The organism is uncultured Sphingomonas sp., assembly GCF_913778135.1.
Taxonomy (GTDB): Bacteria; Pseudomonadota; Alphaproteobacteria; order Sphingomonadales; family Sphingomonadaceae; genus Sphingomonas.
In genome coordinates this window covers 36,781-59,660 of the sequence record NZ_CAJYVU010000013.1, presented here as the reverse complement: position 1 = coordinate 59,660, position 22,880 = coordinate 36,781, and the positions used below count along the sequence as shown (strand labels likewise).

Genomic DNA, 22,880 nt, shown 5'->3' with positions numbered 1-22,880 from the left:
AACCCGGACTATACGCGCCGCCCCGAGCCCGAGGACATGCTGCCAGCGCTCCGCCGAGCGGCCAGCGTCGCCGCCTGAACGATCGGCCCGGTCGCCATCGCGACCGGGCCTTCCCGACGGAGCATTCTATGTCCCGCACCTTCCTCGTCACCGGCGCCAGCAAAGGAATAGGGCTCGCGCTGGCCCACCGTCTGGTCCGCATCGGCCATCACGTCGTCGGCATCGCGCGTGGTGACGCCCCGGACTTTCCCGGTACGCTCGTTCAGGCCGATCTGGCGGACCCGCAGGCGACCGAGAGGACGCTTGCCGGACTGACGAAGTGCAGCGCGTTCGACGGGGTCGTCAACAATGTCGGGCTGGTCCGTCCACAACCACTGGGCCGGATCGCTCTGCCGACGTTCGAGGAGGTGCTTCGTGTCAACCTCCATCCGGCACTTCAGACGGTGCAGGCGCTCCTGCCCGGCATGAGCGCCCGTGGCTGGGGCCGCATCGTCAACATCACCAGCCTTACCGTCCTCGGCGCGGTCGATCGGACCGCCTATGCCGCTGCCAAGGCAGCGCTGACGAGCTTCACGCGCGGCTGGGCGCTGGAGCTGGCGATGACGGGCATCACCGTCAACGCCGTGTCGCCGGGCCCGACCGAGACCGAGCTCTTCCGAGCCAACAATCCGCCGGGCAGCGATGGCGAACGCCGATACCTGGCAAACGTGCCCATGCTCCGTTTCGGCCAGCCGGACGAGATCGCCGCAGCGATCGCCTTCCTGCTGTCGGACGATGCCGGATTCATCACCGGCCAGACGCTGCACGTCGATGGCGGAGCCTCGATCGGCAAGGCCGCGTTCTGACCGCAAAGCAACATTGGAGAAGATCATGACCCAACAGACCGTTCTTATCCTGGGTGCTTCCCGAGGCCTAGGCTTTGCGCTTGCCGAGGAATGGCTTGGGCGGGGATGGCACGTCATCGCCACCGCACGCGGCGCGTCCGACGCGCTCGACCGCCTGAGCGAGCGACATCCGGGACAGCTCGACGTCGAAACCGTCGACATCAACGACGGGGACGGCGTGTACGCCTTGTATGACCGGCTGCGCGATCGCCGCCTCGACGTGCTTTTCATTAACGCTGGCATCGCCCGTTCGATCGAAGCGAGCCCCGCTACCGCCAGCGAGGACGACTTCCTCGACATGATGCTGACCAACGCCTTCTCGCCTGTCCGCGCGGCCGAGGCCCTGCATGACCTGGTTCCGGAGGGCGGGACCATTGCCATCATGACGTCCGAACTCGGCAGCATCGCCAATGCGAACGGCGGATGGCAGCTTTACGCATCAAGCAAGGCCGCGCTCAACATGCTGATGAAGGGATATGCCGCCAAGCATGCGAACGACGGCCACACGCTTCTCCTCGTCGCCCCCGGCTGGGTGCGGACCGACATGGGCGGCAGCGGCGCGTCCCTTTCGATCGAGGAGAGCATTCCGCTTGTCGTCGACATGATTGAGGCCAATCGCGGCAAAGCCGGGCTTCGCTATGTCGATCGCTTCAACAAGACCTTACCGTGGTGACGAGGCAAGCGGCGATCATCGATAAGGATTGATTATAGCCGGGCGCGACCGATCTGACGCCGTGCGACCTCGACAAACGCCCTTATGTTCGTCTGATCGCGTCGCCCCGCCTGGAACAGCAGCGACACCGGCAGGGTCTGTGGGGATTCGCCTGCCAATACCTGTTGGAGGCGCCCTGCCACGATCGCCTCGGCCACCTGATAGGACAAGGTGCGCACGATGCCCGCACCGGCGATGGCGGCCGCGATGGCGGCGTCGACGCTGTTGACCGTTAGCCGGGGAATGTGGCTCGGGCGCTGACCGGGCGACGTCGCCCATCCTCGCTGCGGTCCCAATTCGTCTTCGATGGCGATCATCTGGTGCCGTTCCAGGTCGGCGAGGGTCGACGGAACGCCGTGACGTTCAAGATAGGCCGGACTAGCACTCAACAGGCGACGCACTTCGCCGATACGCACCATGTGCAGCGCGCTGTCCGGCAGATCCGCGATGCGCACGGCGACATCTACGCCCTCCTCGACCATGTGCACGACGCGGTCGAGCAGCAGCAGGCGTACACGAAGATCCGGGTGCGACTGCAAAAGCTCGGTCACCACCGGCAGGATATGCAGCCGCCCGAACACCACCGGCGCCGTTACGGTCAGCAATCCGCTCGGTTCGCCCCGGCTCCCTTGCGCGATGGCGAGCGCCTGGTCGATCTCGCTCACCCCCGCTCGCGTACGCTCCAGAAAGGCCGCGCCCTCGTCGGTCAACCGGACGCTACGCGTCGTCCGCATCAGCAACTGCACGCCGAGGCTCGCCTCTAATGCCGCGATGGTGCGCGTCACGGCAGTCGGCGACATGTTGAGACGCCGCCCGGCCTCGGCAAAGCTGGCATGGTCAGCCACGCTGATGAACGTGCGTAAGGTTTTCAGCTGATCCAACGGGTCGTCCTCTGTCGCAGGATTGCTGGCATTTGTCGCAATAATGAAGTGCGAAACCGGCTGATTATCCTCACTACCAAAATGGGCCACATCCTCGTCATCGAGATTGCCACGAGGACACCGATCATGATGAAGACCGCCCCCGCTGCCATCGCAACGGCCCTGACTGCCGCATCTCTCGCTTTCAGCATGCCGACCACCGGCCACGCCGCTCCGGCCCCGCAGGCCGGGGCGCCTGCCCTCCCCGTCATCCACTATCGCACCGCGAAGGTCGAGGGGCTCGACATCTTCTACCGTGAAGCCGGTCCGAAGGATGCGCCGACGGTCCTCCTCCTGCACGGCTTTCCGAGTTCGTCCTTCCAGTACCGCAACCTGATCCCTGCGCTCGCCGACCGCTATCACGTCATCGCACCCGACTATCCGGGGTTTGGCCATTCGAGCGCGCCAGACCACAAGGCCTTTGCCTACACATTCGGGCACCTGACCGACGTCACCGAGGCGCTGCTCGCCCAGATCGGGGTGTTGCGCTATACCCTCTACATCCAGGACTACGGCGCGCCGGTGGGACTGCGGCTTGCGCTTCGTCATCCCGACCGTGGCACCGGGCTGATCGTGCAGAACGGCAACGCCTATAAGGAGGGCATCCAAGATTTCTGGAAGCCGGTCGAAGCGCTCTGGGCCGATCCCACGCCTGACAACCGCAATGATTTACGCAAGGTGCTGACGCCTGAATTGACCAGGTGGCAATATGTGAACGGCGTGCGCGATCCAAGCCGGCTCGACCCTGACACGTGGCAGCATGATCAGGCGCTGCTTGATCGGCCGGGCAATGACGAGATCCAACTCGACTTGTTCTACGACTATCGAACGAACGTCGCCATGTATACGCAATTCCAAGACTTCTTTCGGCGCCGCAAGCCGCCGACGCTGATCGTCTGGGGCGCCAATGATGACATTTTCCCCGCGTCGGGCGCGAAGGCCTATCTGCGCGACAATCCTGGGGCGGAACTGCACCTGATCGACTCGGGGCATTTCGCACTGGAGGATCGGCTCGACGAGATGGTGCCGCTGATCCGCGACTTCTTGGGCCGCACGTCGGCGCGCCGCTGATCGAACCGGCCTGGCGCCGCTACGACGCCCGGTCTCTCCCAAGGAGAGCGAATATGGCTTACGGATTTCTCGACCTTGCAGCCACGCCCGCGGTCAAGGCAGCGCAGGCGGCGAACGGCAGCCTCGATTATTGGGAGGGGTTTCGTGGCGATCGCGCCTTCGACCGCTTCACAGACGCAGAGGCGGCCTTCATCGCGGAGCGCGACAGCTTTTATATGGCGACGGTGAGCGAGAGTGGCTGGCCCTATGTTCAGCATCGCGGCGGGCCTGCCGGGTTCCTGCATGTGCTCGACGATCGCACATTGGGCTTCGCCGATTTCAGCGGCAATCGCCAGTATCTGAGCGTCGGGAATGTCAGCGCCGACGACCGGGCCTCGCTGATCCTGATGGACTATCCTCGCCGACGGCGGCTCAAGATCCTTGCGCATGTCGAGGCCCGCGATCTGACAAGCAACACCGATCTTGCGGCCCGGCTGGCGTTGCCGGGCTACAAGGCGCGGGTCGAGCGCGCGATGGTGTTGCGACTGGAGACGTTCGACTGGAATTGCCCGCAGCACATCACGCCCCGGTTCACTCAGGCCGAAATCGCCGAAGCCGCAGCACCCCTCCACGCACGGATTGCAGCACTCGAAGATGAAATTGAACGACTGCAGGCTCAAAATATAAAGAAGCGTTGAATGCTGGCGGAGATTGCTAATAGGGCGCGCCGGCACGCGATAACGAGGACCCATATTCGGCCATTTACTGGAAACATCGCAGTTCCCAACTTCAGCCATCCGTTCACGTGGCATGGCCTAATCGGAAAGGCCGCATTGTCCATGCAGTGCTTCTCGCCCGCGTAATTTGCCAAAACCATTTGCCGCGGCTGGCAGCCAGCGTGCCGTTTGGAGCTCGCGTTTTATCGCGCTCTGACCTGCCAACCGATCGATCAGTCTTTCAAACACGTTACCAGCCCGTGCACGCAGCCAAATATACACCTGCTGTCATGCGCCGCGATTGCTATGGCGCATCAACGTCTTCAGGCTGTCCTTTGGCAAAGATACCGCTTAGTGGGCTGCCAGCAATCGTCGCTAGCTCCGTATCATGCATGCTGGGCGGTCCGCGACGTTGCGGCGGTGGTAAGTCCGAAGACTAGATGATTGATCGTGTGCATGGCCAACGTCGCGCGATCGACGCGCCACTCGGGCTGCTTCACTCCAAGCGCAGGCCCAATCAACCAGTGCATCGCCACATAGAAGGCCGCGCCAAATGCCAGCCCTCCCGCAACTACCGGCGTGTCCTCGTCGGTTACAGCGGCGTAGGCCGCGGCGGCAAGTAGCCCAAGAACCAGATGTCCACCTTGAATGAACGCCTGTTCGCCTGCGGACGGCAGCTGGTCGGCAGGCGGCGTGTCGAGCCCGAGTTTGTCCGCCGCTGCGCGTTCCAGCTTCGCCAGTTCGGACGGTTCGCCCGACTTGCGCTCCCCTGAGATTAGCAGCGCCGTGATGCCGAGGCCGGCTACGAGCCCTCCCGCGAGCGCGCCGACCCAGCGTTTGGTGTTCACGTGAGCCATGTTAACGAACACCGGCGAACGAGAAGAGTTCTGTGCGGATTGATGCTGGGGCGCCGGGCTTGAACCAGTTCGTATCCTGGATGTGGCTGGCGGTAACGTAGATGCGGCCATTGCTGCCTTCCGAAAAGGTGTCGGGCCAGCGCAAGCGGCGGTCGGTCAGGACGTTCTGCACGGAGCTGCCGTTCAGCCGCTTGATCGAATAATCGGTCGGTGAGGTGATGTAGAGCGTGCCCGCCTTGCTCATCCACAAACCGTCGGCAACCTGCGTCTGCGCAACGGTGCGGACGCCCGCACCGCGCTGCGCCTCGCTGACGCCATCGCGCAGCAGCGCGGTGTCGATCGAGTAGAGCGTCTTGCCGGTCAGCGCCTGCCAATAGAGCGCGCGACCATCGTTCGAGATGGCGATGCCGTCGGCGGCGAAGGCAGGCTGGCGTCCATCGGGGCGGACCAGCGGACGGCCATCGAGCGTGATCTTGACCGTCTTGTCGATCTGCGTGGAGGGGTGACCGTCGAGCGTGCGGAACGACCGGCCGCTTTCCAGATCGACGACGATGATCGCGCCGCGCGTGCCGCTGTCGGTGATGTAGCCTGTCTTACCATCGGGGGAGAAGCGGATGTCGTTGAGGTAGGTGCCTTGCAGCGCCACGTCACCGGGCACGGGGATGACCTTTGTCACGCGATTGGTCCTGAGATCGATCTTGACTAGCTTGGGCGCGCCTTCGAGGATCTTCTCGTTGCCCGGTGCGCCAGGGTCGACCACCCACAGATTGCCCTTGCCGTCCGGGACGATCGACTGGACGCAGACGAAATAGTCGCTGACGGGCAGCTCGCTGCTGCGCGCGTTGCGCCAGCTGTTCCACTTTGCGTCCGGGTAGGGGCGCAGCGTGCCGTCCTTCATCACCTCGGCAACCGAGATCGGCGCATCGTCCGTCCACCGCGGGAAGTTGACGAAGCGTCGACCATCGGCGGTGACTGCGACCCCGGTTGCCTGATGGTCGAACTGGGCTTCCTGCTTGAGCTCTCCCGCGCTCGCTTGGGCATAGGTGATTGTGCCGGCGCCGAGCAGCGTGCTGGCAAGCGCGAGGGAAGCAAGGAAGCGGATCTTCGAGCGCATGATTGTCTCCAATTCCGAACTGCGCGTGATGCGCGTCTGTTGATAGGGAAACGCGAGAGATCGCTTTGGGTGCAACGGGCGTGATGGAAGCACCGGTTGAGCGCGATCCATGCAGAGTCGGGTTTAGGCCGGAATGTCGTTCACTCTGCCGGTATTCGCCGCCGCAATGCCGTTCTCGCGGTGGCGAAAGTTGCTGAGCGCTTGGTAGACCTGCATGCGCGCGCGCATGATGCCGCCAAGCGGGCGGTGCACCGTCAGGCTGTTTGCCGGACGGAAGGTTATTACCTCGTCGAAATAACGCACCCGCTCGGGGCCATATGCGGCTTGCCGGGGTAATCTGATCGTCGCGACTGTGCGATACGCGCTCTCGTTCGTCGGCCAGTCGACCGATGTATCCTCAATCGGCTGCGTGTCCGCGTCGGTCCACAGCTGCGCACGCAGGTCGAACACTGCGTCACTGCCGCCGAAGTAACTGACCGCGGCGTGACGAAAGCCGTCCTCGTCCTCGTGCGGATCGAGCCGCCAGTCGGTCAGAGTCTGCTGCTCCGGCGCGACCGGGAATGTGCCGATCTTCGCCACATGGTCGCCGAAGCGGATCGGACACTGGCTGAAGTAGGACTCGGCGAGCGGATGGCTAAATGGGTGACCGTAGAAGTCGAGCGTCGGGCTCGGGCCAGCGCCGACCGCGTTCAGCACCTTGTTGATATTGCGCGCGATCGATGCCGCCGCGCTCTTCACGCCTTCGGGCATTGGCACGGTCACGCCGATCTTCTTGGCCTGAGACAGGAACCCCGCGGCGGTGCCCGCCGGAAACGTCGTGCCGCTTGCCAGCACGAAGTCCTGCGTCGGCGCATCATGACCGGGCAGCTTCTCGCCCTCGACGCCGAAGACCTTGATCGACATGCCGCGGTGCGTCGACACGCGGTCGCCGAGCTTCTCTCCCGGCCCTTGCGCGAAGCGGACGGCAACGTCGAAGGTACCGGGATTGGCGAACAACCCTTGCGCGAGCTCGGGCGGCAGATCGGCGGCGATCGTCAGCGTGCCAGTTACACAAGCAGTGCTCTTGGCATGACTGGCGCGGACAGCGTGACCATCACGCTTCTCCACCGTCTGACTCTCCTGAGTCATACCCTTGATGATGCCGTCGATGCTTTCCTGCTCATCCGGTTCGCGCGTCTCGATGTCGTCGCTGTAGCGTAGGTAGGTCATTGCACCCGCTCCCATCTTTGATGATTGCTCGTCTTACGCTTCTGCGCCGACCGGTTCGTGAAAAAGGCAACCGTTCACGCGAGCACGAAAGTTCGCAGAATGACGATAGGTTTCATTGCGCGCACGATTGATGTTGCCGAGTGGCTGGTGCGCGGCGAGGCCCGTCCAGATAGAGAAGCGCATCTCCTCGTTGATGTGCTGGAACTTGTCATCGCTCAGGCTGTCCTGCTTGGCCGCGCGAATGGTTGCGACTCTCTGGAACGTCGCTTCTTCCTGCTTCCATTCAGTGGTGGGATCCTCGATCGGCTGCTTCTTTAGGTCGCGACACAGCTGGACGTGCAACTCCCATTCCATGTCGAGCACCTGAGTTTCCGTCCGGATCACGTCGCGCAACGCATCCGGGCGCGTGCTGGCATCGACTGTCGTGTCTGTCTGGTCGGTTAGGTCCTTGGATACAGGAAAGACCGCAAACTTCGCGACATAGTCACCGTAACGGAATGGCGTGACGCTGAAATATGTCTCGCCCAGCGGATCGGTGTTGGGCGCGCCGCCGAGCGTCTGCACCTTGGGGCTCTCGATCCCGACTGCGCTCAGGACGGTGTTCACGCCGCGCAGCACCTTCGACATCGCCTCCTTGGTGCCTTCCAGCCTGTCGGTCGTGCCGGCCAGCAGCTTAAGGTTGCTGAGGAACTGATCGGCGGTCTTGTTCTGAAAGACCGGGCCGTTGACCATCAAGAAGTCTTGCGTGTGTCCGTCAGCACCCGGCAAGCGATCGCCTTCGACATCCATCACCTTCAACGCAAGGCCGCGCGGCAGGCTGATCGTGTCGGGCAGGATGTCGCCCGCGTTGGTCGAGAACCGCATCACGATATTGTGGTCACCCGGCGTCGCAAACATGCCCTGCGCGAGCTCAGCTGGAAGGTCGCCGTGGATGGTGAGCGTGCCTTCGAGGAACCCGTGCGCCTTGGCGTGCACCGATCGGACCGTGTGGCCGTAATCCTCGGCGGTCTTTTCGAGGATAGTGTCGAACGTCTCGTTCAGCTTCGCGATCGTCTCCTCCTCGTCGGACTTCACGTCCTCAATGTCTGGCGAGTAGCGAACAGGTGCTTGAGCCATGATGATGGGTCCTATCGAAAAGAATTGGCGGCGGCGCGATGCCGCCGCCGTGACGTTCAGCGACGTGCCGCGGGAGCGGCGAATGCCGCCTTCAGCCGCGCGACCGCGAGATCGTTCGCTTCCTTCGCGCCGTGAACGACCTTCGCCATGCCAAAGAACTCGTGCGTGACGCCGGGGAAAGTCTTTTGCTCGACCTTGTCGCCCGCCTTGCGCATCGCGGCTGCCAGCGTCTCACCATCCGAGCGCAGCGGATCGATCTGCGCGTTGATGATTGTGGTGGGCGGGAGGCCGCGCAAATTGGCCGACACCAGGTTCAGGCGTGGGTCCTGCGCGTCGGCAGCGCTGCTCTGATAGTAATACCCGAACCACTTGAGCATCGCGGCGTTGAGCGGCTTGGCGTTTGCCGAGTCTATGCGCGATGGCAGCGTCATGCTGCTATTGGCGATCGGATAAACCGAGACGACGTGGCGCGGAGCGGTCAGGCCATTGTCGCGCGCGTAGATAGCAGTCGCGACCGCCAGATTGCCGCCAGCACTTTCGCCTGCCACCGCGATCTTCATCGGGTCGCCGCCCGAACTCGCCGCGTTCGCCAGTGTCCAGCGATAGGCAGCGGCCGCATCTTCGTGCTGTGCTGGGAACTTGAATTCGGGTGCATGGCGGTATTCGACCGACACAACGATTGCGTTCAGTGCCTTCGACATCGCGCGTGGTGCCGCATCATAGGTCGCGACATCGGCGATCACCCAGCCACCGCCGTGATAATAGACCACGACCGGCATTGGCGTGCCACCTGCGGGCGCGTTTGCGGGCTTGTAGATGCGCGCGAACTGCTTCGGGTCGCTGCCGTAAGGCACATCCTGCGTCGTGACCGAGGCGTCGGGCGCGGTCGACATGCCCTTCTTCGCCATTGCCGCCTTTGCGCCGTCCGCCGCCGACGGCTGCATCCGTGCCTCCGCCGGGGTCAGCGTCTCGATCGGCTTACCGCCGAGACCCGCCATGGCATCCAGCACCATCTGCATGTCGGGTGCGGCCTTCGGCGGCTGTATGCTGGTCGCGGGCGGCGGCGGAGGTGGCGGAGCGCTGACCGAGCGTGGCGATTGCGCGACTACGCCGGCGGAAGCCGTGAGCAGCGCGGCGGCGGCGACGCCGCGTGCCAGAGGCAGTTTCGAGATCGAGCGCATACGTTCCTCCTGTTATCCCGCCCCTGAACAATGGAGCCCGTCACAACGTTTCTGTACGAAACCGTTCCAAGTCTGGGTGAGCGCAGGAGAGGCAGTGGCAACGATCGTACCTATCAGCGGCGATGTCTCGCCCCTCATCCAAACGCGCGGTAACCGCTTGCTCGCGGCCCTGAGCCGCGATGACGCGGCGATGATCAGCCCCTATCTGGAACCGGTATCTTTCACGGTCGGCGACTACATTACCCGTGCCGGAGCGCCGATCGAGAGTTTGTGTTTCTTCGAGCAGGGAATAGCCGGTGTGCTGGACTCACTCGACAACGACCGGCGCTACGCGGTCGGGCTGCTCGGCGCCGAGGGGTTTGTCGGCTGGCCGTTGTTGATGGGTGACGACCGCTCCCCCTACGATGTCACCATGCGCGCTGAAGCCGGACGCGCGCTGCGCATCCCGGCGGACAAGCTGCTGGCGGCAATCGAACAAAGTGCAACCTTGCGCACGACGCTGCTCCGTTTCACGCACGTATTCATGTTACAGATGGGTCGCACGATCGTATCCTCGCTGGCGCATTCGATCGAGCGCCGCATGGCACGCTGGATTTTATTGTACCACGACCGCGTGCGAGCCGATGAAATTTGCATGACGCACGAGGAATTTCGGTTGATGCTTGGCGTGCGGCGCAGCAGCGTCACTGATGCTCTTCATCGCCTTGAAGAGGAGCAGGCAATACGTGCTGTACGTGCCAAGGTGCTGGTTGTTGACCGAGCCAAGTTGATGGCGTTGGCAGGTGATACCTACGGCTTGCCCGAGCAGGAGTATGCGCGCTTGCTGGAGTGATGTCGGCTGAAGTCAGATAAGCATGATGGCGCACAAATTCCGAGCAGACCCACAAACGGTCACTTAGGCGTCTTTCCAGTTCCCCGCTTTCAGACGTTCGTTCACCAGCCAAGCGCCGCCTCCCAGCGATTGTTGTTTCGCCAATTCTTGCTTCAGCCATCGATTGAGTTTGTCGGGGCCGAAACAGAGCCGGATCAAAGATGCGATTTTGAACACCTTGATATGAGCGAAGCCGCCTTAATCCGGGGTATTTAGCAGCCATTTCCGCAGTAGCATGGTCACTTCTCCCGGCCGCTCCAGCGGTGCAAGATGACCGCAGTGGCGCAGTTCGTGGAACTTCGCGTGAGAGATGCGGCTGGCCAGCGCACGCGCGTCGGCGGGTAGGCAGATCCGATCGCGATCGCCAACCGCGACGAGCGTTGGCATGTGTATCGCAGCGATGGCAGGTTCCAGATCGGGACGGGCCAGGAGCGCGCGCTGCTGCCGCTCGAAGACCTCAGCGCCGACTCGTTCAGCCATTGCCTGTACCGGGCCGCTGATGATCGAAGTCAGCATCGGATCGGCGTGCGGCGCGGTCGCCAGCATACCCTGCTCTCCGACAGTACGAGGCCTCATCTGCATCGTCGCGCGGGTGCCGAACAGCGCGACGCGGTCGATCCGGTCGGGTGCCTGACGCACCATCTCCAGTGCGACGTATCCGCCCAGGCTGACGCCGGCCACTGCAAAGCGTTGCGGGGCATGCGTCAGCACCCGCGTGGCCATGTCGGCGAGGGTCACGTCGACGGTGAGGTCGCCAAGCTCCGGGTGTGCGATATCGCCCAGGTCGACGATCTGTCGCGCCCAGAGTTGCCCGTCGCACCCCATCGCGGGAAGCAAGACTAGCGGCACAGGCTTGCGGATCATGATGGAAGTTCCTCACGGGTTGGACGGAAGGCAAGCGGCGCGGCCAGCAGGATGAGAACGACGCGGGCAAGGTGGTGTAACGAGCGTCCCGGCATCACGCCGATCGCCGCCGCCGTTGGCCGGCGGGTCGCCGGCCGGACAGCGATCGGCCCTCCGGCGACACTCACCGCCGCGCTGGCGACCATCGATCCGAGCACCCAGAGGAGCGACGCGCGCATCGCAATGCATGCGGCGTCGCCGTCGATCGCGAAGCGCGTGGTCACCGTGCGCCGCTCACCCGGCGAGGGGAAAGGCGAGGACCAGCATCCCGATCACCGTCATGACCGTGCACACCAGGATTGCGGGAACCAGCGTGAAACGTTGATGATCCGCCAGATCAACTCCCGCCAGGCTGACGAGCAGGTAGGTGGACGGCACCAGCGGGCTGAGCAGGTGAACCGGCTGCCCCATCAAGGACGCGCGCGCGATCGCCATCGGCTCGACGCCATAATGCGCCCCCGCCTCAGCCAGGATCGGCAGCATGCCGAAATAAAAGGCGTCGTTGGAGATGAAGAAGGTAAACGGCAGACTCAAGGCAGCGGCAATCGGCGCCATGTACGGCCCGAGCGCGGGCGGGATGATCCCGACCACTTCCTTGCTCATCGCCTCCACCATGCCGGTGCCCGATAGGATGCCGGTGAAGATGCCCGCGGCGAAGATCAGCGACACGACCGACAGAACGTTGCCCGCGTGCGCGGCGATCCGCTCCTTCTGCTCGGCGACCTGCGGATAGTTGACGATCATCGCGACAGCGAAGGCGAGCATCATCAGCACCGACAAGGGCAGGATGCCTGAGACGAGCCCGGCTAGCAGCGCAATCGTGAGCGCCGCGTTGAACCAGCGAAGATGCGGTCGACGCGCTTCGGGGAATTGCGACACCGCCATGCCGGTGAAGCTCGCCGGCTCGTTCGCCGCCACGTGCCCGATCCGCGCGCGTTCCTTGCGCCCGAACCAGACCGCGAGGCCGATCAAGAAGGCGAGCCCGGCGATCATGCCGGGGATCAGCGGCAGGAACAATGTCGCGGGGTCGAGCTTCAGCGCGCTCGCCGCGCGCGCGGTTGGACCGCCCCACGGCGTCAGGTTCATGATGCCGCTGGTCGTCATGAGAAGGCAGCAAAGATACAGCCGGTTCATATCGTAGCGCTTGTAGAGCGGCAGCAGCGCGGCGATCGTTATAATGTACGTGGTCGATCCGTCGCCATCCAGGCTGACCATTGCGCACAGCGCGACGGTGCCGATCAGGATCTTCATCGGATCGCCGTGGACCAGCCGCAGCAGCCGGTTGACCAACGGATCGAACAGACCCGTGTCCGTCATGGTAGAGAAGAACAGGATCGCGAACAGCAGCATGACGCTGGTCGGCGCGAGGTTCTTGATCCCGTCGATCATCATGTCGCCGAGCCCCGAGGCAAAGCCGGCGATCAGCGCGAAGGCGGTGGGCACGACGATCAGCGCGACCAGCGGGGTCATCCGCTTGGTCATGATGAGCGTCATGAAGGTGGCAACCATCAGGAAGCCGAACAGGGCAAGGCTCATAGGTTAGCGGCTCCGGATGGATCAGAAGGTAACGGCGACGCGCGTGCTGACGGTCTGGCCGTCGTCTTCGCCGGTGACCGCACCGACGCGGTTGTCGGTGTTCCAGTGAATTGCGTTCAGCTGCAGCCGCACAAAGCTGTTGAGGTACCAGTTGGCCCCGATCGTCGCCGCCCAGCCGCGGCCGCCGGTGACCAGATTGGTGAAATCGAGGTCCTCGTAGCGCGCGGTGAGCTCGATCGCGCCGGGCCCGCCATCGAACACCGGCCTGAGCACGCGCGGCTGCCCGAAGCTGCCAAGCCGCGGGTTGTAGGGCGGCAGGTCGCCGGTGACGAACCACCCGCCCGACAGGCTCCACGCCTTGCTGACGAAGTCGGGCCGCCCACCGTCGAGCCGCGCATTGCGTCGCCCCGCCTCGCTCATCACCCACACCGGGCCGGCATAGCCGCCCAGTTCGGCACCGTAGCCGGTGGTGCCGGTGCCGCCCAGCAGCGGCCCCGTCGAGACGCGCAACGCACCATTGAAGCGCCCGCCGATCACCGTGTTGCGCGTCAGCGTCGTCGCGGCCGAGGAGAGCGATTCATCGAAACCCCACAAGCCAAGGTGAAGCACGCCCGTATCGCTCTTGATCGGGTTCCAGTGCGCGCGCGCCAGGATCGTGCGACTGTCGCTGACCGCCTGGTTGCCATCGACGCGGTCGCCGGTGATCGTGAACGACGCGTGGCCCGTCTTCCAGAACAAGCGCGGCATGATGCCGATGCCGTAGAAGCCGCGCTGCGGGATGATCGCAGTCGACACCGTGCTGCGTTCAAGGAACGGCGTCGAGTCCGAGCCGGTCGACCCTTCAAAGGCGCGGTCGTTGAACAGGTGGCCTGCGCGCACGTCATAATCGAGCCCCGGTGCAATCCGGTTGCGCCAGCCGATGAAGGCGGTGACGACGTCGACCTCATTCTCCGAGAAATCGGTTTCGAACTGATAGAAGAAGTGCGTGCCCACGCCCCCTTCGATGCCGAGGCGCAGCGCGCGCATGCCTGTGGTGGTGATGTTGCGCGTGTCGCTCTTCGACCCGAACGTCGTGCTGACGTCGGTCAGGATGCGCCCGCGTGGCTTGTAGGTGAAGACGCCGTCGGCCGAATGGAACACCGGCAGGCCCGCGCCCCATTCGGTGGTGACGCCGGCCGCATTTGCTTCGCGTGCGCGCGCCACGTCGCGCTCTGCCGGGCCCGGGGGCACGAGCTGCGGCGCGTATGGTGAGGTGACCTGCGGACGGCGAGCCTGTTGCGCCAACTGGACCAGTGCCGGCGGGGACGTGTTCGCGGCTACCGGCGGTGTTCCCGGCGTCGCCGACGTTGCTGGTGCGGAAGCCACCTGCTGCGCGCCCTCAAGACGGTCGAGCCGCGCCTTGAGCGCCGCGATCTCCGCGGCCTGCGCGCGGACCAGCGCCGCCAGTTCGTCCGCATTTGGTGTCTGCGCCAGGGCCGGCGTGGCGACGACGAGCGCGATCAGCGCGCAACCGGTTCGCAACGGTTTCATCGGGTAACTGCTCCTTGGGTCAGGATGGCGTTCCAGTCGGCGAGGAAGCGACGTCGCTTGATGGCATCGAGATTGACGAGCAGCTGCGGCCCGATCCGGATCGGACGCGCCCGCTCGGCTCCCAGCCGTGGCGCGGGACCGTCGCTGCGGATCGGAAACAGCCACTGCCGCGCGAGCAGCACCTGCCCGGTGCGCGACAGCAGAAAGTCGAGGAACAGCTTCGCCGCCGCGGGATGGCGGGCATTGCGCGCGATGAAGGCAACGCGTGACGCGACGAGCACGTAATCGCGCGGGAACACGACGCCGATCCGCGGATCGCGGCGCGCACGCGTCAGCGCATATGGGCCGACCACATTGTAGGCGATCGCGGCGCATCCCCTGGCGACCGCATCCAGCATCGGTTCGGTGGTGCGCGACAGCATCGGCCGGGTCGCGGCAATCGCCTGCAGCAGCGATGCCGTGTCGCGGGTAATCGCGTAATCCTCGGTCAGGTACAGGTACCCGACATTGGAGCGTGCGGGGTCGTACGTCGCGACCCGGCCGGTCAGTGCAGCGCCGCGGTCCCGCAACAATCGCTCGAACGCCTCGTGCGTGCGCGGCACCCGGGCGGGCGGGATCAGCCGCTTGTTGTAGACAAAGGCGACCGGCTCCGACGTGACGCCATAGCCCATGTTCTTCCACACCGCGGCCGGTGGCAGCGCCGGCTTCTCCGGGCTCTGATAGGTCTGGGCGTAGCCGTCGTTGATTAGCTTGGCCTGGAGATCCATCGCCGACGACCAGACGAGGTCCGCACTCGGCTGCTGCTCCCGCGCCTCGGTCACGACGCGGCGATAGATGTCGCGTGCCTCCAGATCACGATACTGGACGACGACGCCCGGATAGGTACGGCGAAAGGTCGCGATCACCGCCGTCATCGCCGCCGCGTCGGCATTACCGTAGATGCGAACGCCGCCTTCGGCGCGCGCTTCCGCAATCAGCGCATCATAGGATCTGGGGTATCCAGCCGGCCTTTGCGCCGCGGCGGGCGCGGCGGTGCCGACGAACAATGCAAGCAGCACCGGGATCAGCAATAACGGGTGACGCATCGTTCAGGCTCCTCTCGCTTCCCGCCTCTTCGTTCGGGTAAGTCGACAGCCACCAGCTACACGGGCAAGCTGTCATCAACCTTTCACGAAGCGAGCGACGCGTTGAGGATCTTGATCGTAGAGGATGACGCGCCGCTGGCGCGCAGCATCGTCGCGCTGCTGCGCGACGCCGGGTACGCGGTCGACCATGTCGCCACCGGCGAGGATGCGCTGATGGTCACCGCCGACGATGTCTACGCGCTGGTGATCCTCGACGTCGGGCTGCCCGACACTGACGGTTTTGCCGTGCTCCAGACGCTGCGACGCCGGGGACAGCGCGTGCCGGTGCTGATGCTGACCGCACGCGATGCGCTCGACGACCGTGTCCGCGGCCTCGACCTCGGGGCCGACGACTACCTGCGCAAGCCGTTCGCGCCCGAAGAGCTGGAGGCCCGCATTCGCGCACTCGGCCGACGCCGCGGTGGCGATCCGACGCCCGAACTGACGGTCGGCGCGCTCGCGATCAACCGCTCCACCGGCGAGGCGCGGGTCGATGGTCGCCTGCTGGACCTGCGCCGGCGCGAATGGATGGTGCTCGATGCGCTGGCGACGCGCGCCGGTCAGATCGTCACGCGCGAGACGTTGCAGGCGGAGGTGTTCGGGTTCGACGAACCGGTCGGCCCCAACGCGCTGGAGGTCAACATCACCCGGCTGCGCGGCAAGCTGGCACCCGACGCACCGGTGATCCGCACGATACGCGGCGTCGGATACCTGCTCGATGCGACCTGAACCCCGCACCGGTGCACTGGCGCTGCGAACGCGGCTGCTGACCGCGATGCTCGTGCCGCTGCTGGCGATCGCGATCGTGCTGGGGCTTGCCGGAGCGACGCTGATCGCCGACGTCGTGCGCCGCACCAATGACCGGGTGCTGGGAGGCGCACTCGGCGCGATCGCCGAAACGGTGCAGGTCGAACGGGGCGAGGTGACGCTCGACCTGCCCGCTGCCGCATTCGGGATGCTGGAAAATAGCGAGCGCGACAACGTTTACTACCGCATTGCGGTGGGCGAACGACTGCTGACTGGGTACGCCGACCTTCCTGCGCCAAACGACCGCGCGCTCGACATCGACTCCGCGCGGTTCCGCTTCGCCATGTACCGCGGCCAGCGGATTCGCATCGCGGAGGTCCGCCGTGCCCTGCCGCGGATCGATCAGCCCGTGATTGTGCAGGTCGCGGAAACCCTGGACGGCCGCAGCGCGCTCCAACGCCGCCTGATGGCCGCGTTGCTGATCGGCGAGATCGCGCTCGTCGGTGTGGCGATGCTGCTGATCCGTCCCGCCCTCGCGTGGAGCCTGCGCCCCCTCGCACGGCTGCGAGCCGCCGTGGAAGCGCGCGATACGCGGGCGACACCCGACCTTTCGCCGCTTCGAGCCGGGCTCCTGCCGGCCGAGCTGCGCCCGCTTTCCGACGCCTTCGATCATCTGCTCGCGAGGCTCGACACGGCCACCGCCGGGGTACGGCGCTTCACCGCCGATGCCTCGCACCAGATGCGCACGCCGCTCGCGGTGCTGAAGGTGCAGGTCGAGCTGGCCCGTCGCGGCGATATGCAGGCGCTGGGTGAGATCGCCGACGCCGCAGACCGGCTGGAGCGACTGGTGACGCAACTTCTCGCCCTCGCGCGGGCCGAAGAGGCGGGTACGTCGCCGCCGCTCGAGCACGTCGACCTGCGCGAGGTCGCCATTGCCGCCATCAACCGCCGCATTCACGAGGCGATCGGAGCCGGTGTGGAGGTGCAGCTGGACGCGCCCGACGACGCCGTGGTGATCGCCAGCCATCGCACCCTGTTGTTCGAAATCGTGTCGAACCTTCTCGACAACGCAATCTGCTACATCGGAGACGGTTCGTCGATCACTGTCACCATCGTGAGCGACAACACGTCCTCGACGATCGCGGTGGCCGACGATGGTCCCGGAATCGGCGACGCGGACCTGCAGCGATTGGGCGAACGCTTCGTGCGATTTAGTACGAGCGCCGGACAGGAGGGCAGCGGTTTGGGTCTGGCGATCGTGCACTCCGCAGCCCAACGCTTGGGTGCGCGGCTTCAAATCACTAACACGTATCCTGGACTTCGCGTGACGCTTAGCTTCAAAAGTCTATGCACCCTGAACCATAAGTGAGAAGTTCACCGATGAATTGATTTAGAGTCGCAACCTCTAGCGCACTCGCTTTCTCAAGTTTTTGATATCTTCAATACATCCTATCGTTAGCCCCAATGTTTTATGATTGATTCACTTCTCTAACATATCTGCGACTGAGCAAGTTGGTATGATGGAGATGAGTGATGGGTCACTCGTCGATAGACCCCGCCTTTCATGAACTCCGCCCCTGGAACGAAGGCCGACTGGTCGGAGCCAAGCGGGCTCTGAAACAACAGCAGGTCTGGGCCATCCGCTTCTGGCTGGATCAACACAGACGACTTCGTGACCGAGCCCTTTTCGACTTCGCTATCGATAGCAAGCTGCGCGGCTGTGACGTGGTGAAGGTCCGAATTGGCGATGTGGTCTCGGGTGGGCGTGTGCGTGATCGCGCGGTCGTTGTTCAGCAGAAGACAAGACGACCTGTTCAGTTTGAGTTGATGGACACGGCGCGAAAGACGATGCGTGCTTGGTTGGAACGACGAGGCGGCACCCTGAATGACTTCGTTTTCCCGAGCCGTAACGACTACATGGCTCATATGAGTACGCGACAATATGCGCGTCTAGTGCATGAGTGGGTCGTCGGTATAGGTCTACCTCCCCAGGATTATGGGACGCATTCGCTCCGACGGACCAAGGCTTCGATCATCTATAAGGCGACGGGAAATCTGAGCAACGGACTGCGCTTCGATTGCGAATAGCTGCCTGATGTGGCGAGCACGAGCTCATCCTGGTTCTGAACGAGCATGCCGGTAAATATGCGATTGAGGCCGCGCACCACCATATTGAGCGCCGCGCGCGGCACGGGCTGTTTGGCGGCGATCTTATCGGCAACGTCGAGATAAAGTCCCGCGTAGCGAAACACCGTCAAATCCCACAGCGCATAATCCTCGACCTTGTCCTCGGGCATGGTGAAGAACAGCCGCTGCCGCTGGGCGCGCAGGACATTCAGGAAGCCGGTGCGATCGCCATCGTCCGCACCCTCGAGATAGGAGCGCTGCGCGGTCGCATAGGCCGGCGTCGCGCCATAGACGGGATCGCTGAGGATCAATGCGTGATAGTCGGCCGCATAGGCCGGATCGTCGGCGCCATAGACGAGCAGATTATCGACACGATTGCTGGTCTCGGCACCGATGCCGAACGCGTTCAGTTTCCGGAAGAGTTCGGTCTTCTCGGCCTTGCTGGGTTTCAGGTTTTCGCCGAAGATATTGCGATAGATGCTGGCGAGGTCGGCCTTGCCCGAAGCCTGGATGGCGGCGACGTCGTTGCAGGTCATCAGTCCGTCGCGCGCATCGGGGTGCCCCAGAATGGCGTTGGCGACGAGCGCCAGCAATTGCCGCACGGGGAAATGGCTGCCGTTGCGCTCACTTAGTTCGATGAGCGCGGTGAGGCGCTGCTTGAACGGATCGTCGGGCCCTTCGCCGATCAGCCGGCGGCGGTTCTCGAAGATCGGACAGCGCCCGTCGGTGCTCGCGCCGCAGCTTTCGCAGCCGTCCCAACCTTCATGGCCGGTGACCTCGTCGATGATCGCCATCGCCATTTTGGCGGCGGGCGAGCGGCTGAGATCGGTCAGCTCGAGCGCGATGCCGGGATCGCTGGTGATGCCCGTGACGAGCAAATCCTCGACGACCTTACTGACGCGGACGACCTCGGCGGCATCGGGGGCGGATTTGAGCTTCTCGAGCAGCTGTCCGTGATTGGCCGCGAACAGATAGAAGGTTCGCGTCGCGGGATCGGCAACGTCGCGGGCGAATTCAACGATGAGTTCGTTGCTCTCATCGTCGCGCAGTTCGCTCAAATCCTTGACGATGACGAGAGTCCGGTCGTCGAACGCGAGGCGCTGGATCTTGTCGCCATGGTTCCAGGCCGTGACGTCGCCGCCGAGCGCGGTCCATACTTCGCGACAATGATAGGTTTTGCCGTCGCCAGCCGTGCCGGTGATGATGTGCGAAACGGCTGCATCGCTTTTGAACATCGGTACGAGCTGGTCGCGAAGTGGCGCCGGCAGGGTGATCGGCCGAAGCTTGTGGCGACGCAGCGCACGCTGGATCGACTCGTCGTACATATTGTCGTTGGTCGGAATCGGGCCGTAGTTTCGAAGAAACCGCACCCATGCCGCTACAGTTGAATTCGCCGACAAGCCCTGCCCCCAAGTTTCCGACATGTTCCAGCCAAAGGTTTAGTTGGTCAACGACGAACGCCACGTATCGACCATGTCGGATGAAACAGTTCACAAGTTGCTGCGCTAACCTGCCCGCCCGGCTGAGTTTTCTGGACCGTCGCAGGCGGGATTTCCGTGTGGGACGCCCAAACGCGGTCAGGCAGAAAGCCCCCCGCACGGTTTAAGGCCCCGCTGCCCTGCTCCGATGAATGAAGGTCTGCTTACGCTGCGTAATGGCCGAAACCGGCCATTACGCTTCCCACCATCGACGCGCGCTCTGCGCGCCCTGCCCTCACTTTTGAACAAACGGCAGCTTACCTCGATGAGACGCCCGAAAGCAGACAGGCGGCTTTCCACCCACTTTTCACCACAACCAGCTATTCAGCCGCCTCACGGCGATTTCTCACCGGCACGTTCCTAATCAAACAGAACTTCCGGTGCACTAACGGGAATGATCCGCTCAGATCGGCTTAGGTAAAGCGATCGAAGCCGATCACCCTCTCGCCGCCACAAATCGCTCACCTCTAACGAATGTCACTGGTCGTGAGCGACTTTTACGTCCTCAGCCGGCCTTCCTCAGCGGTGAAGGTCGCCATCCCGCTGGCAGTTCCAGCTTCTGCAGCGTGATCGTCGCGGTCTCGTCGATCTGGTCGGAGGCATGGCCCAGCATGACCTGAAAGGTTCCGGGCGCAATGCTCCAGCGACGAGTCGCCTCGTCGAAGGTCGCGAACAGACGCGGGTCGATTGTAACGCTCACCTGCCGCGTTTGACCGGGCGCGAGCATCACCGACGCGAACCCGCCGAGCCGCTTGGGTGCTTCCCACCCGTTCCCCGCGACATAGACCTGCGGCACCGCTTTCCCAGCGACCTTGCCCGTGTTGCGGACGGTGAAGTCGGCGCGCACGCCCTGCCCGACCCGCGTCGCGCGCAGCCCATTCATCGCGAAGCTGGTGTACGACAGGCCGTGGCCGAAGGCGTAAGCGGGCTTCTGCCCCTTCTGCTCGAACCATTTGTACCCGACCGTCGCGCCCTCGCTGTAGGTCACGTCTCCCTTCGCCGGCTCACCCGGGTGCGGCAATTGCGCGACCGCGTCGGGGAAGGTCACCGGCAGATGACCCGAAGGATTGAAGCGCCCGAACAACACGTTGGCGATCGCGTCACCGCCCGCGGTTCCGGGAAACCACGCCGCGACCAACCCTGCGACCTTGTTGCGCCACGGCGTCAGCACCGCCCCGCCGCTTTCCAACACCACGACGGTGCGCGGGTTGGCCGCGGCGACCGCGTCGATCAGACCATTCTGGTTGTTCCCGAGCTCGAGCGGCACATCGAACGCCTCGCCCGCCCATTGCGTCGCGAACACGATGGCGACATCGGCGTTTCGTGCAGCAATGGCCGCAGCGGCTGAGTCGCTGCCATCGACGAACGTCACCTGAGCATCCGGCGCCTGCCGCCTTATCGCCTCCATCGGCGATGACGGATAATACATGATTGGCCCCGGCCAGAACGTCGGCTGCAAGCCCGGCACCGCGTTGCCACCTTTGGGATAGACCAGCGAGGAACCACCGCCTGCCAGTACGCCCTTGTCGGCGTGCCCGCCGATGACGACGATCCGCTTCGTTGCGGGCGACAGCGGCAGTATCGCGCCCTCGTTGCGCAGCAGCACCATGCTCGCTTCCGCTGCCTGCCGGGTCACATCGGCGTGCGCGGCGAGCGTCGCGTCGGGCAGGTCGAACGGCGCGGCCTCGATCGGATGATCGAACAGGCCCTTGGCGAACATCGTGTGGAGGATGCGCCCCGCCATGCGGTCGAGCTGTGCGTCCTTGACCGTGCCATCCGAAAGCGCCTTGTCGAGGTCGGCGCCGAGATATGGTTCCTTGTCGAACGGATAGCCCGATTGCTGGTCGAGGCCGGCGGTAATTGCGGGCGCGGTGGAGTGAACCGCGCCCCAGTCGGACATGACATAGCCCGGCCAGTTCCAGTCGCGACGTAGCACCTCGTTCAGCAGCCATGGGTTCTCGCACGCGAAGGGGCCGTTGACCCGGTTGTACGAACACATAACCGAGCCCGGATCGGCACGCTCGATCGCGAACTGGAACGCGAGCAGGTCGGACATGCGCGCCTGCGCGGGGTCGATGATCGAATTACCGGCGTTGCGGTCGGTCTCCTGATCATTGATCGCATAATGCTTGATCGTGGAAATGACGTGGTTCGACTGCACGCCCGCGATTTGTGCACCGACCATCGTGCCCGCGAGCAATGGGTCCTCGCCACCATATTCGAAGTTGCGCCCGTTGCGCGGCTCGCGCGCCAGGTTGACGCCGCCGGCGAGCAGCACGTTGAAGCCGGACGCGCGCGCCTCCGCGCCGATCATCGCGCCGCCGCGTTCGGCGACCGCGCGGTCCCACGTCGCGGCGATGGCGAGGTTGGAGGGAAGCGCAGTGCGCGCGCGCTTGCGCGGCGCACCCCCCTGGCTTGCGACGCCGATCCCGGCGTCGGCCTGCCACTGCGGCGGGATGCCGAGCCGCGGCACACCGGGAACGTAGCCCGCCGACCCGTTGCGCGCCTCCGCTGGCGCAGTGAACTGCTTGGGCGGGAAGTCGGTGGCGAAGAACCCCTGCACCAGCACGCGTTTCTCCGCGCGTGTCATCTGCGTTAGCAGCAGCGCGACGCGGCGGTCAGCGGGCAACGACGCGTTCATCCACGGACGTGCACCGTCTGCCACATTCCGGTTCGCGGGTGCCTGCGCCGCGGCACCGGCGAGCGGCAGCGTGGTGAGCAAAGTCGCCGCCAGCGATGTAGCGCGAGCGAGCCTTCGTGACTGATTACGCAAGATAATACCTCCCCCACATGTGCATGCTCGCG

21 protein-coding genes are annotated in these 22,880 nt (G+C 64.3%); 8 read left to right on the top strand and 13 right to left on the bottom strand.

The genetic code is table 11. The annotated features are described in order from the left end of the window. Positions 1–845 (top strand): SDR family oxidoreductase (locus tag QZ847_RS01365; protein WP_294352393.1); only part of this gene is annotated, 845 nt, incomplete at its 5' end. A gap of 25 nt (positions 846–870) precedes the next feature. Then, positions 871–1,557 (top strand): SDR family NAD(P)-dependent oxidoreductase, encoded by a 687-nt coding sequence (locus tag QZ847_RS01360; protein WP_294352392.1) that lies wholly within the window; start codon positions 871–873, stop codon positions 1,555–1,557. 32 nt (positions 1,558–1,589) lie between these two features. On the opposite strand, the gene QZ847_RS01355 is transcribed toward QZ847_RS01360, so the two are convergent. After that, a complete protein-coding gene (locus QZ847_RS01355; RefSeq protein WP_294352389.1) occupies positions 1,590–2,567 on the bottom strand; it encodes a LysR family transcriptional regulator in 978 nt (325 codons plus the stop codon). A gap of 39 nt (positions 2,568–2,606) precedes the next feature. Between QZ847_RS01355 and QZ847_RS01350 the strand changes: the two genes are divergently transcribed. Together QZ847_RS01350 and QZ847_RS01345 are read left to right on the top strand one after the other, a co-directional pair. Further along, positions 2,607–3,587 carry an alpha/beta hydrolase gene (locus QZ847_RS01350; RefSeq protein ID WP_294352401.1) on the top strand — a complete coding sequence of 327 codons (981 nt, stop codon included), beginning with the start codon at positions 2,607–2,609 and terminating at the stop codon, positions 3,585–3,587. Positions 3,588–3,640: 53 nt separating this feature from the next. Continuing rightward, on the top strand, positions 3,641–4,264 hold the full coding sequence (locus QZ847_RS01345) for a pyridoxamine 5'-phosphate oxidase family protein (protein ID WP_294352387.1): 624 nt from the start codon (positions 3,641–3,643) through the stop codon (positions 4,262–4,264). A 404-nt stretch (positions 4,265–4,668) separates the two neighbouring features. Here QZ847_RS01345 and QZ847_RS01340 read toward each other — a convergent pair whose 3' ends face one another. From QZ847_RS01340 to QZ847_RS01320, 5 genes are all read right to left on the bottom strand, one after another. Then, on the bottom strand, positions 4,669–5,130 hold the full coding sequence (locus QZ847_RS01340; protein WP_294352385.1) for a hypothetical protein: 462 nt from the start codon (positions 5,128–5,130) through the stop codon (positions 4,669–4,671). Positions 5,131–5,140: 10 nt separating this feature from the next. Beyond that, positions 5,141–6,253, bottom strand: coding sequence for an L-dopachrome tautomerase-related protein (locus QZ847_RS01335; RefSeq protein ID WP_294352384.1), 1,113 nt, complete (start codon positions 6,251–6,253; stop codon positions 5,141–5,143). Positions 6,254–6,376: 123 nt separating this feature from the next. Beyond that, positions 6,377–7,462 carry a catalase family protein gene (locus QZ847_RS01330; protein WP_294352382.1) on the bottom strand — a complete coding sequence of 362 codons (1,086 nt, stop codon included), beginning with the start codon at positions 7,460–7,462 and terminating at the stop codon, positions 6,377–6,379. Positions 7,463–7,495: 33 nt separating this feature from the next. Further along, positions 7,496–8,578: a catalase family protein gene (locus tag QZ847_RS01325; protein WP_294352380.1), complete on the bottom strand. Its 1,083-nt coding sequence runs from the start codon at positions 8,576–8,578 to the stop codon at positions 7,496–7,498. Between the two features lie 56 nt (positions 8,579–8,634). After that, positions 8,635–9,597: an alpha/beta hydrolase gene (locus QZ847_RS01320; RefSeq protein ID WP_294352378.1), complete on the bottom strand. Its 963-nt coding sequence runs from the start codon at positions 9,595–9,597 to the stop codon at positions 8,635–8,637. On the opposite strand from QZ847_RS01320, the gene QZ847_RS01315 reads away from it, so the two are divergent. Next, positions 9,575–10,591: a Crp/Fnr family transcriptional regulator gene (locus QZ847_RS01315; RefSeq protein ID WP_294352376.1), complete on the top strand. Its 1,017-nt coding sequence runs from the start codon at positions 9,575–9,577 to the stop codon at positions 10,589–10,591. The genes QZ847_RS01320 and QZ847_RS01315 overlap by 23 nt on opposite strands. 237 nt (positions 10,592–10,828) lie before the next feature. On the opposite strand, the gene QZ847_RS01310 is transcribed toward QZ847_RS01315, so the two are convergent. From QZ847_RS01310 to QZ847_RS01290, 5 genes are read right to left on the bottom strand one after another with little or no spacing between them, the layout of a single operon-like run. Continuing rightward, complete coding sequence (locus QZ847_RS01310) at positions 10,829–11,494, bottom strand: alpha/beta fold hydrolase (RefSeq protein ID WP_294190140.1); 666 nt, start codon at positions 11,492–11,494, stop codon at positions 10,829–10,831. Further along, complete coding sequence (locus QZ847_RS01305; RefSeq protein WP_294190139.1) at positions 11,491–11,757, bottom strand: hypothetical protein; 267 nt, start codon at positions 11,755–11,757, stop codon at positions 11,491–11,493. The genes QZ847_RS01310 and QZ847_RS01305 overlap by 4 nt, the downstream gene beginning before the upstream one ends. Before the next feature lie 10 nt (positions 11,758–11,767). Beyond that, complete coding sequence (locus tag QZ847_RS01300) at positions 11,768–13,069, bottom strand: CitMHS family transporter (RefSeq protein WP_294352374.1); 1,302 nt, start codon at positions 13,067–13,069, stop codon at positions 11,768–11,770. Between the two features lie 21 nt (positions 13,070–13,090). Beyond that, positions 13,091–14,599: a porin gene (locus tag QZ847_RS01295; protein WP_294352372.1), complete on the bottom strand. Its 1,509-nt coding sequence runs from the start codon at positions 14,597–14,599 to the stop codon at positions 13,091–13,093. Beyond that, complete coding sequence (locus tag QZ847_RS01290; RefSeq protein WP_294352370.1) at positions 14,596–15,684, bottom strand: ABC transporter substrate-binding protein; 1,089 nt, start codon at positions 15,682–15,684, stop codon at positions 14,596–14,598. The genes QZ847_RS01295 and QZ847_RS01290 overlap by 4 nt, the downstream gene beginning before the upstream one ends. A 102-nt stretch (positions 15,685–15,786) precedes the next feature. Here QZ847_RS01290 and QZ847_RS01285 point away from each other — a divergent pair, with 102 nt between their 5' ends. From QZ847_RS01285 to QZ847_RS01275, 3 genes are all read left to right on the top strand, one after another. Next, positions 15,787–16,452, top strand: a complete 666-nt coding sequence (locus QZ847_RS01285; protein WP_294190135.1) for a response regulator — start codon at positions 15,787–15,789, stop codon at positions 16,450–16,452. Positions 16,453–16,498: 46 nt separating this feature from the next. Next, on the top strand, positions 16,499–17,839 hold the full coding sequence (locus tag QZ847_RS01280; protein ID WP_294352368.1) for a sensor histidine kinase: 1,341 nt from the start codon (positions 16,499–16,501) through the stop codon (positions 17,837–17,839). A gap of 164 nt (positions 17,840–18,003) precedes the next feature. Continuing rightward, entirely contained in the window at positions 18,004–18,558 is a 555-nt protein-coding gene (locus tag QZ847_RS01275) for a tyrosine-type recombinase/integrase (RefSeq protein WP_294352366.1), read from the top strand. On the opposite strand, the gene QZ847_RS01270 is transcribed toward QZ847_RS01275, so the two are convergent. Together QZ847_RS01270 and QZ847_RS01265 are read right to left on the bottom strand one after the other, a co-directional pair. Then, positions 18,507–19,997, bottom strand: coding sequence for a hypothetical protein (locus QZ847_RS01270; protein WP_294352364.1), 1,491 nt, complete (start codon positions 19,995–19,997; stop codon positions 18,507–18,509). The genes QZ847_RS01275 and QZ847_RS01270 overlap by 52 nt on opposite strands. A 583-nt stretch (positions 19,998–20,580) precedes the next feature. Beyond that, positions 20,581–22,797, bottom strand: a complete 2,217-nt coding sequence (locus tag QZ847_RS01265; protein ID WP_294352361.1) for a glycoside hydrolase family 3 C-terminal domain-containing protein — start codon at positions 22,795–22,797, stop codon at positions 20,581–20,583. Positions 22,798–22,880 lie beyond the last annotated feature (83 nt).

Coding starts and splice junctions, on each gene's coding strand:
- QZ847_RS01360 (WP_294352392.1), top strand. CDS start 871: ATGACCCAACAGACCGTTCTTATCCTGGGTGCTTCCCGAGGCCTAGGC.
- QZ847_RS01350 (WP_294352401.1), top strand. CDS start 2,607: ATGAAGACCGCCCCCGCTGCCATCGCAACGGCCCTGACTGCCGCATCT.
- QZ847_RS01345 (WP_294352387.1), top strand. CDS start 3,641: ATGGCTTACGGATTTCTCGACCTTGCAGCCACGCCCGCGGTCAAGGCA.
- QZ847_RS01335 (WP_294352384.1), bottom strand. CDS start 6,253: ATGCGCTCGAAGATCCGCTTCCTTGCTTCCCTCGCGCTTGCCAGCACG.
- QZ847_RS01330 (WP_294352382.1), bottom strand. CDS start 7,462: ATGACCTACCTACGCTACAGCGACGACATCGAGACGCGCGAACCGGAT.
- QZ847_RS01325 (WP_294352380.1), bottom strand. CDS start 8,578: ATGGCTCAAGCACCTGTTCGCTACTCGCCAGACATTGAGGACGTGAAG.
- QZ847_RS01315 (WP_294352376.1), top strand. CDS start 9,575: ATGGCATCCAGCACCATCTGCATGTCGGGTGCGGCCTTCGGCGGCTGT.
- QZ847_RS01320 (WP_294352378.1), bottom strand. CDS start 9,597: ATGCAGATGGTGCTGGATGCCATGGCGGGTCTCGGCGGTAAGCCGATC.
- QZ847_RS01310 (WP_294190140.1), bottom strand. CDS start 11,494: ATGATCCGCAAGCCTGTGCCGCTAGTCTTGCTTCCCGCGATGGGGTGC.
- QZ847_RS01300 (WP_294352374.1), bottom strand. CDS start 13,069: ATGAGCCTTGCCCTGTTCGGCTTCCTGATGGTTGCCACCTTCATGACG.
- QZ847_RS01295 (WP_294352372.1), bottom strand. CDS start 14,599: ATGAAACCGTTGCGAACCGGTTGCGCGCTGATCGCGCTCGTCGTCGCC.
- QZ847_RS01290 (WP_294352370.1), bottom strand. CDS start 15,684: ATGCGTCACCCGTTATTGCTGATCCCGGTGCTGCTTGCATTGTTCGTC.
- QZ847_RS01280 (WP_294352368.1), top strand. CDS start 16,499: ATGCTCGTGCCGCTGCTGGCGATCGCGATCGTGCTGGGGCTTGCCGGA.
- QZ847_RS01275 (WP_294352366.1), top strand. CDS start 18,004: ATGGGTCACTCGTCGATAGACCCCGCCTTTCATGAACTCCGCCCCTGG.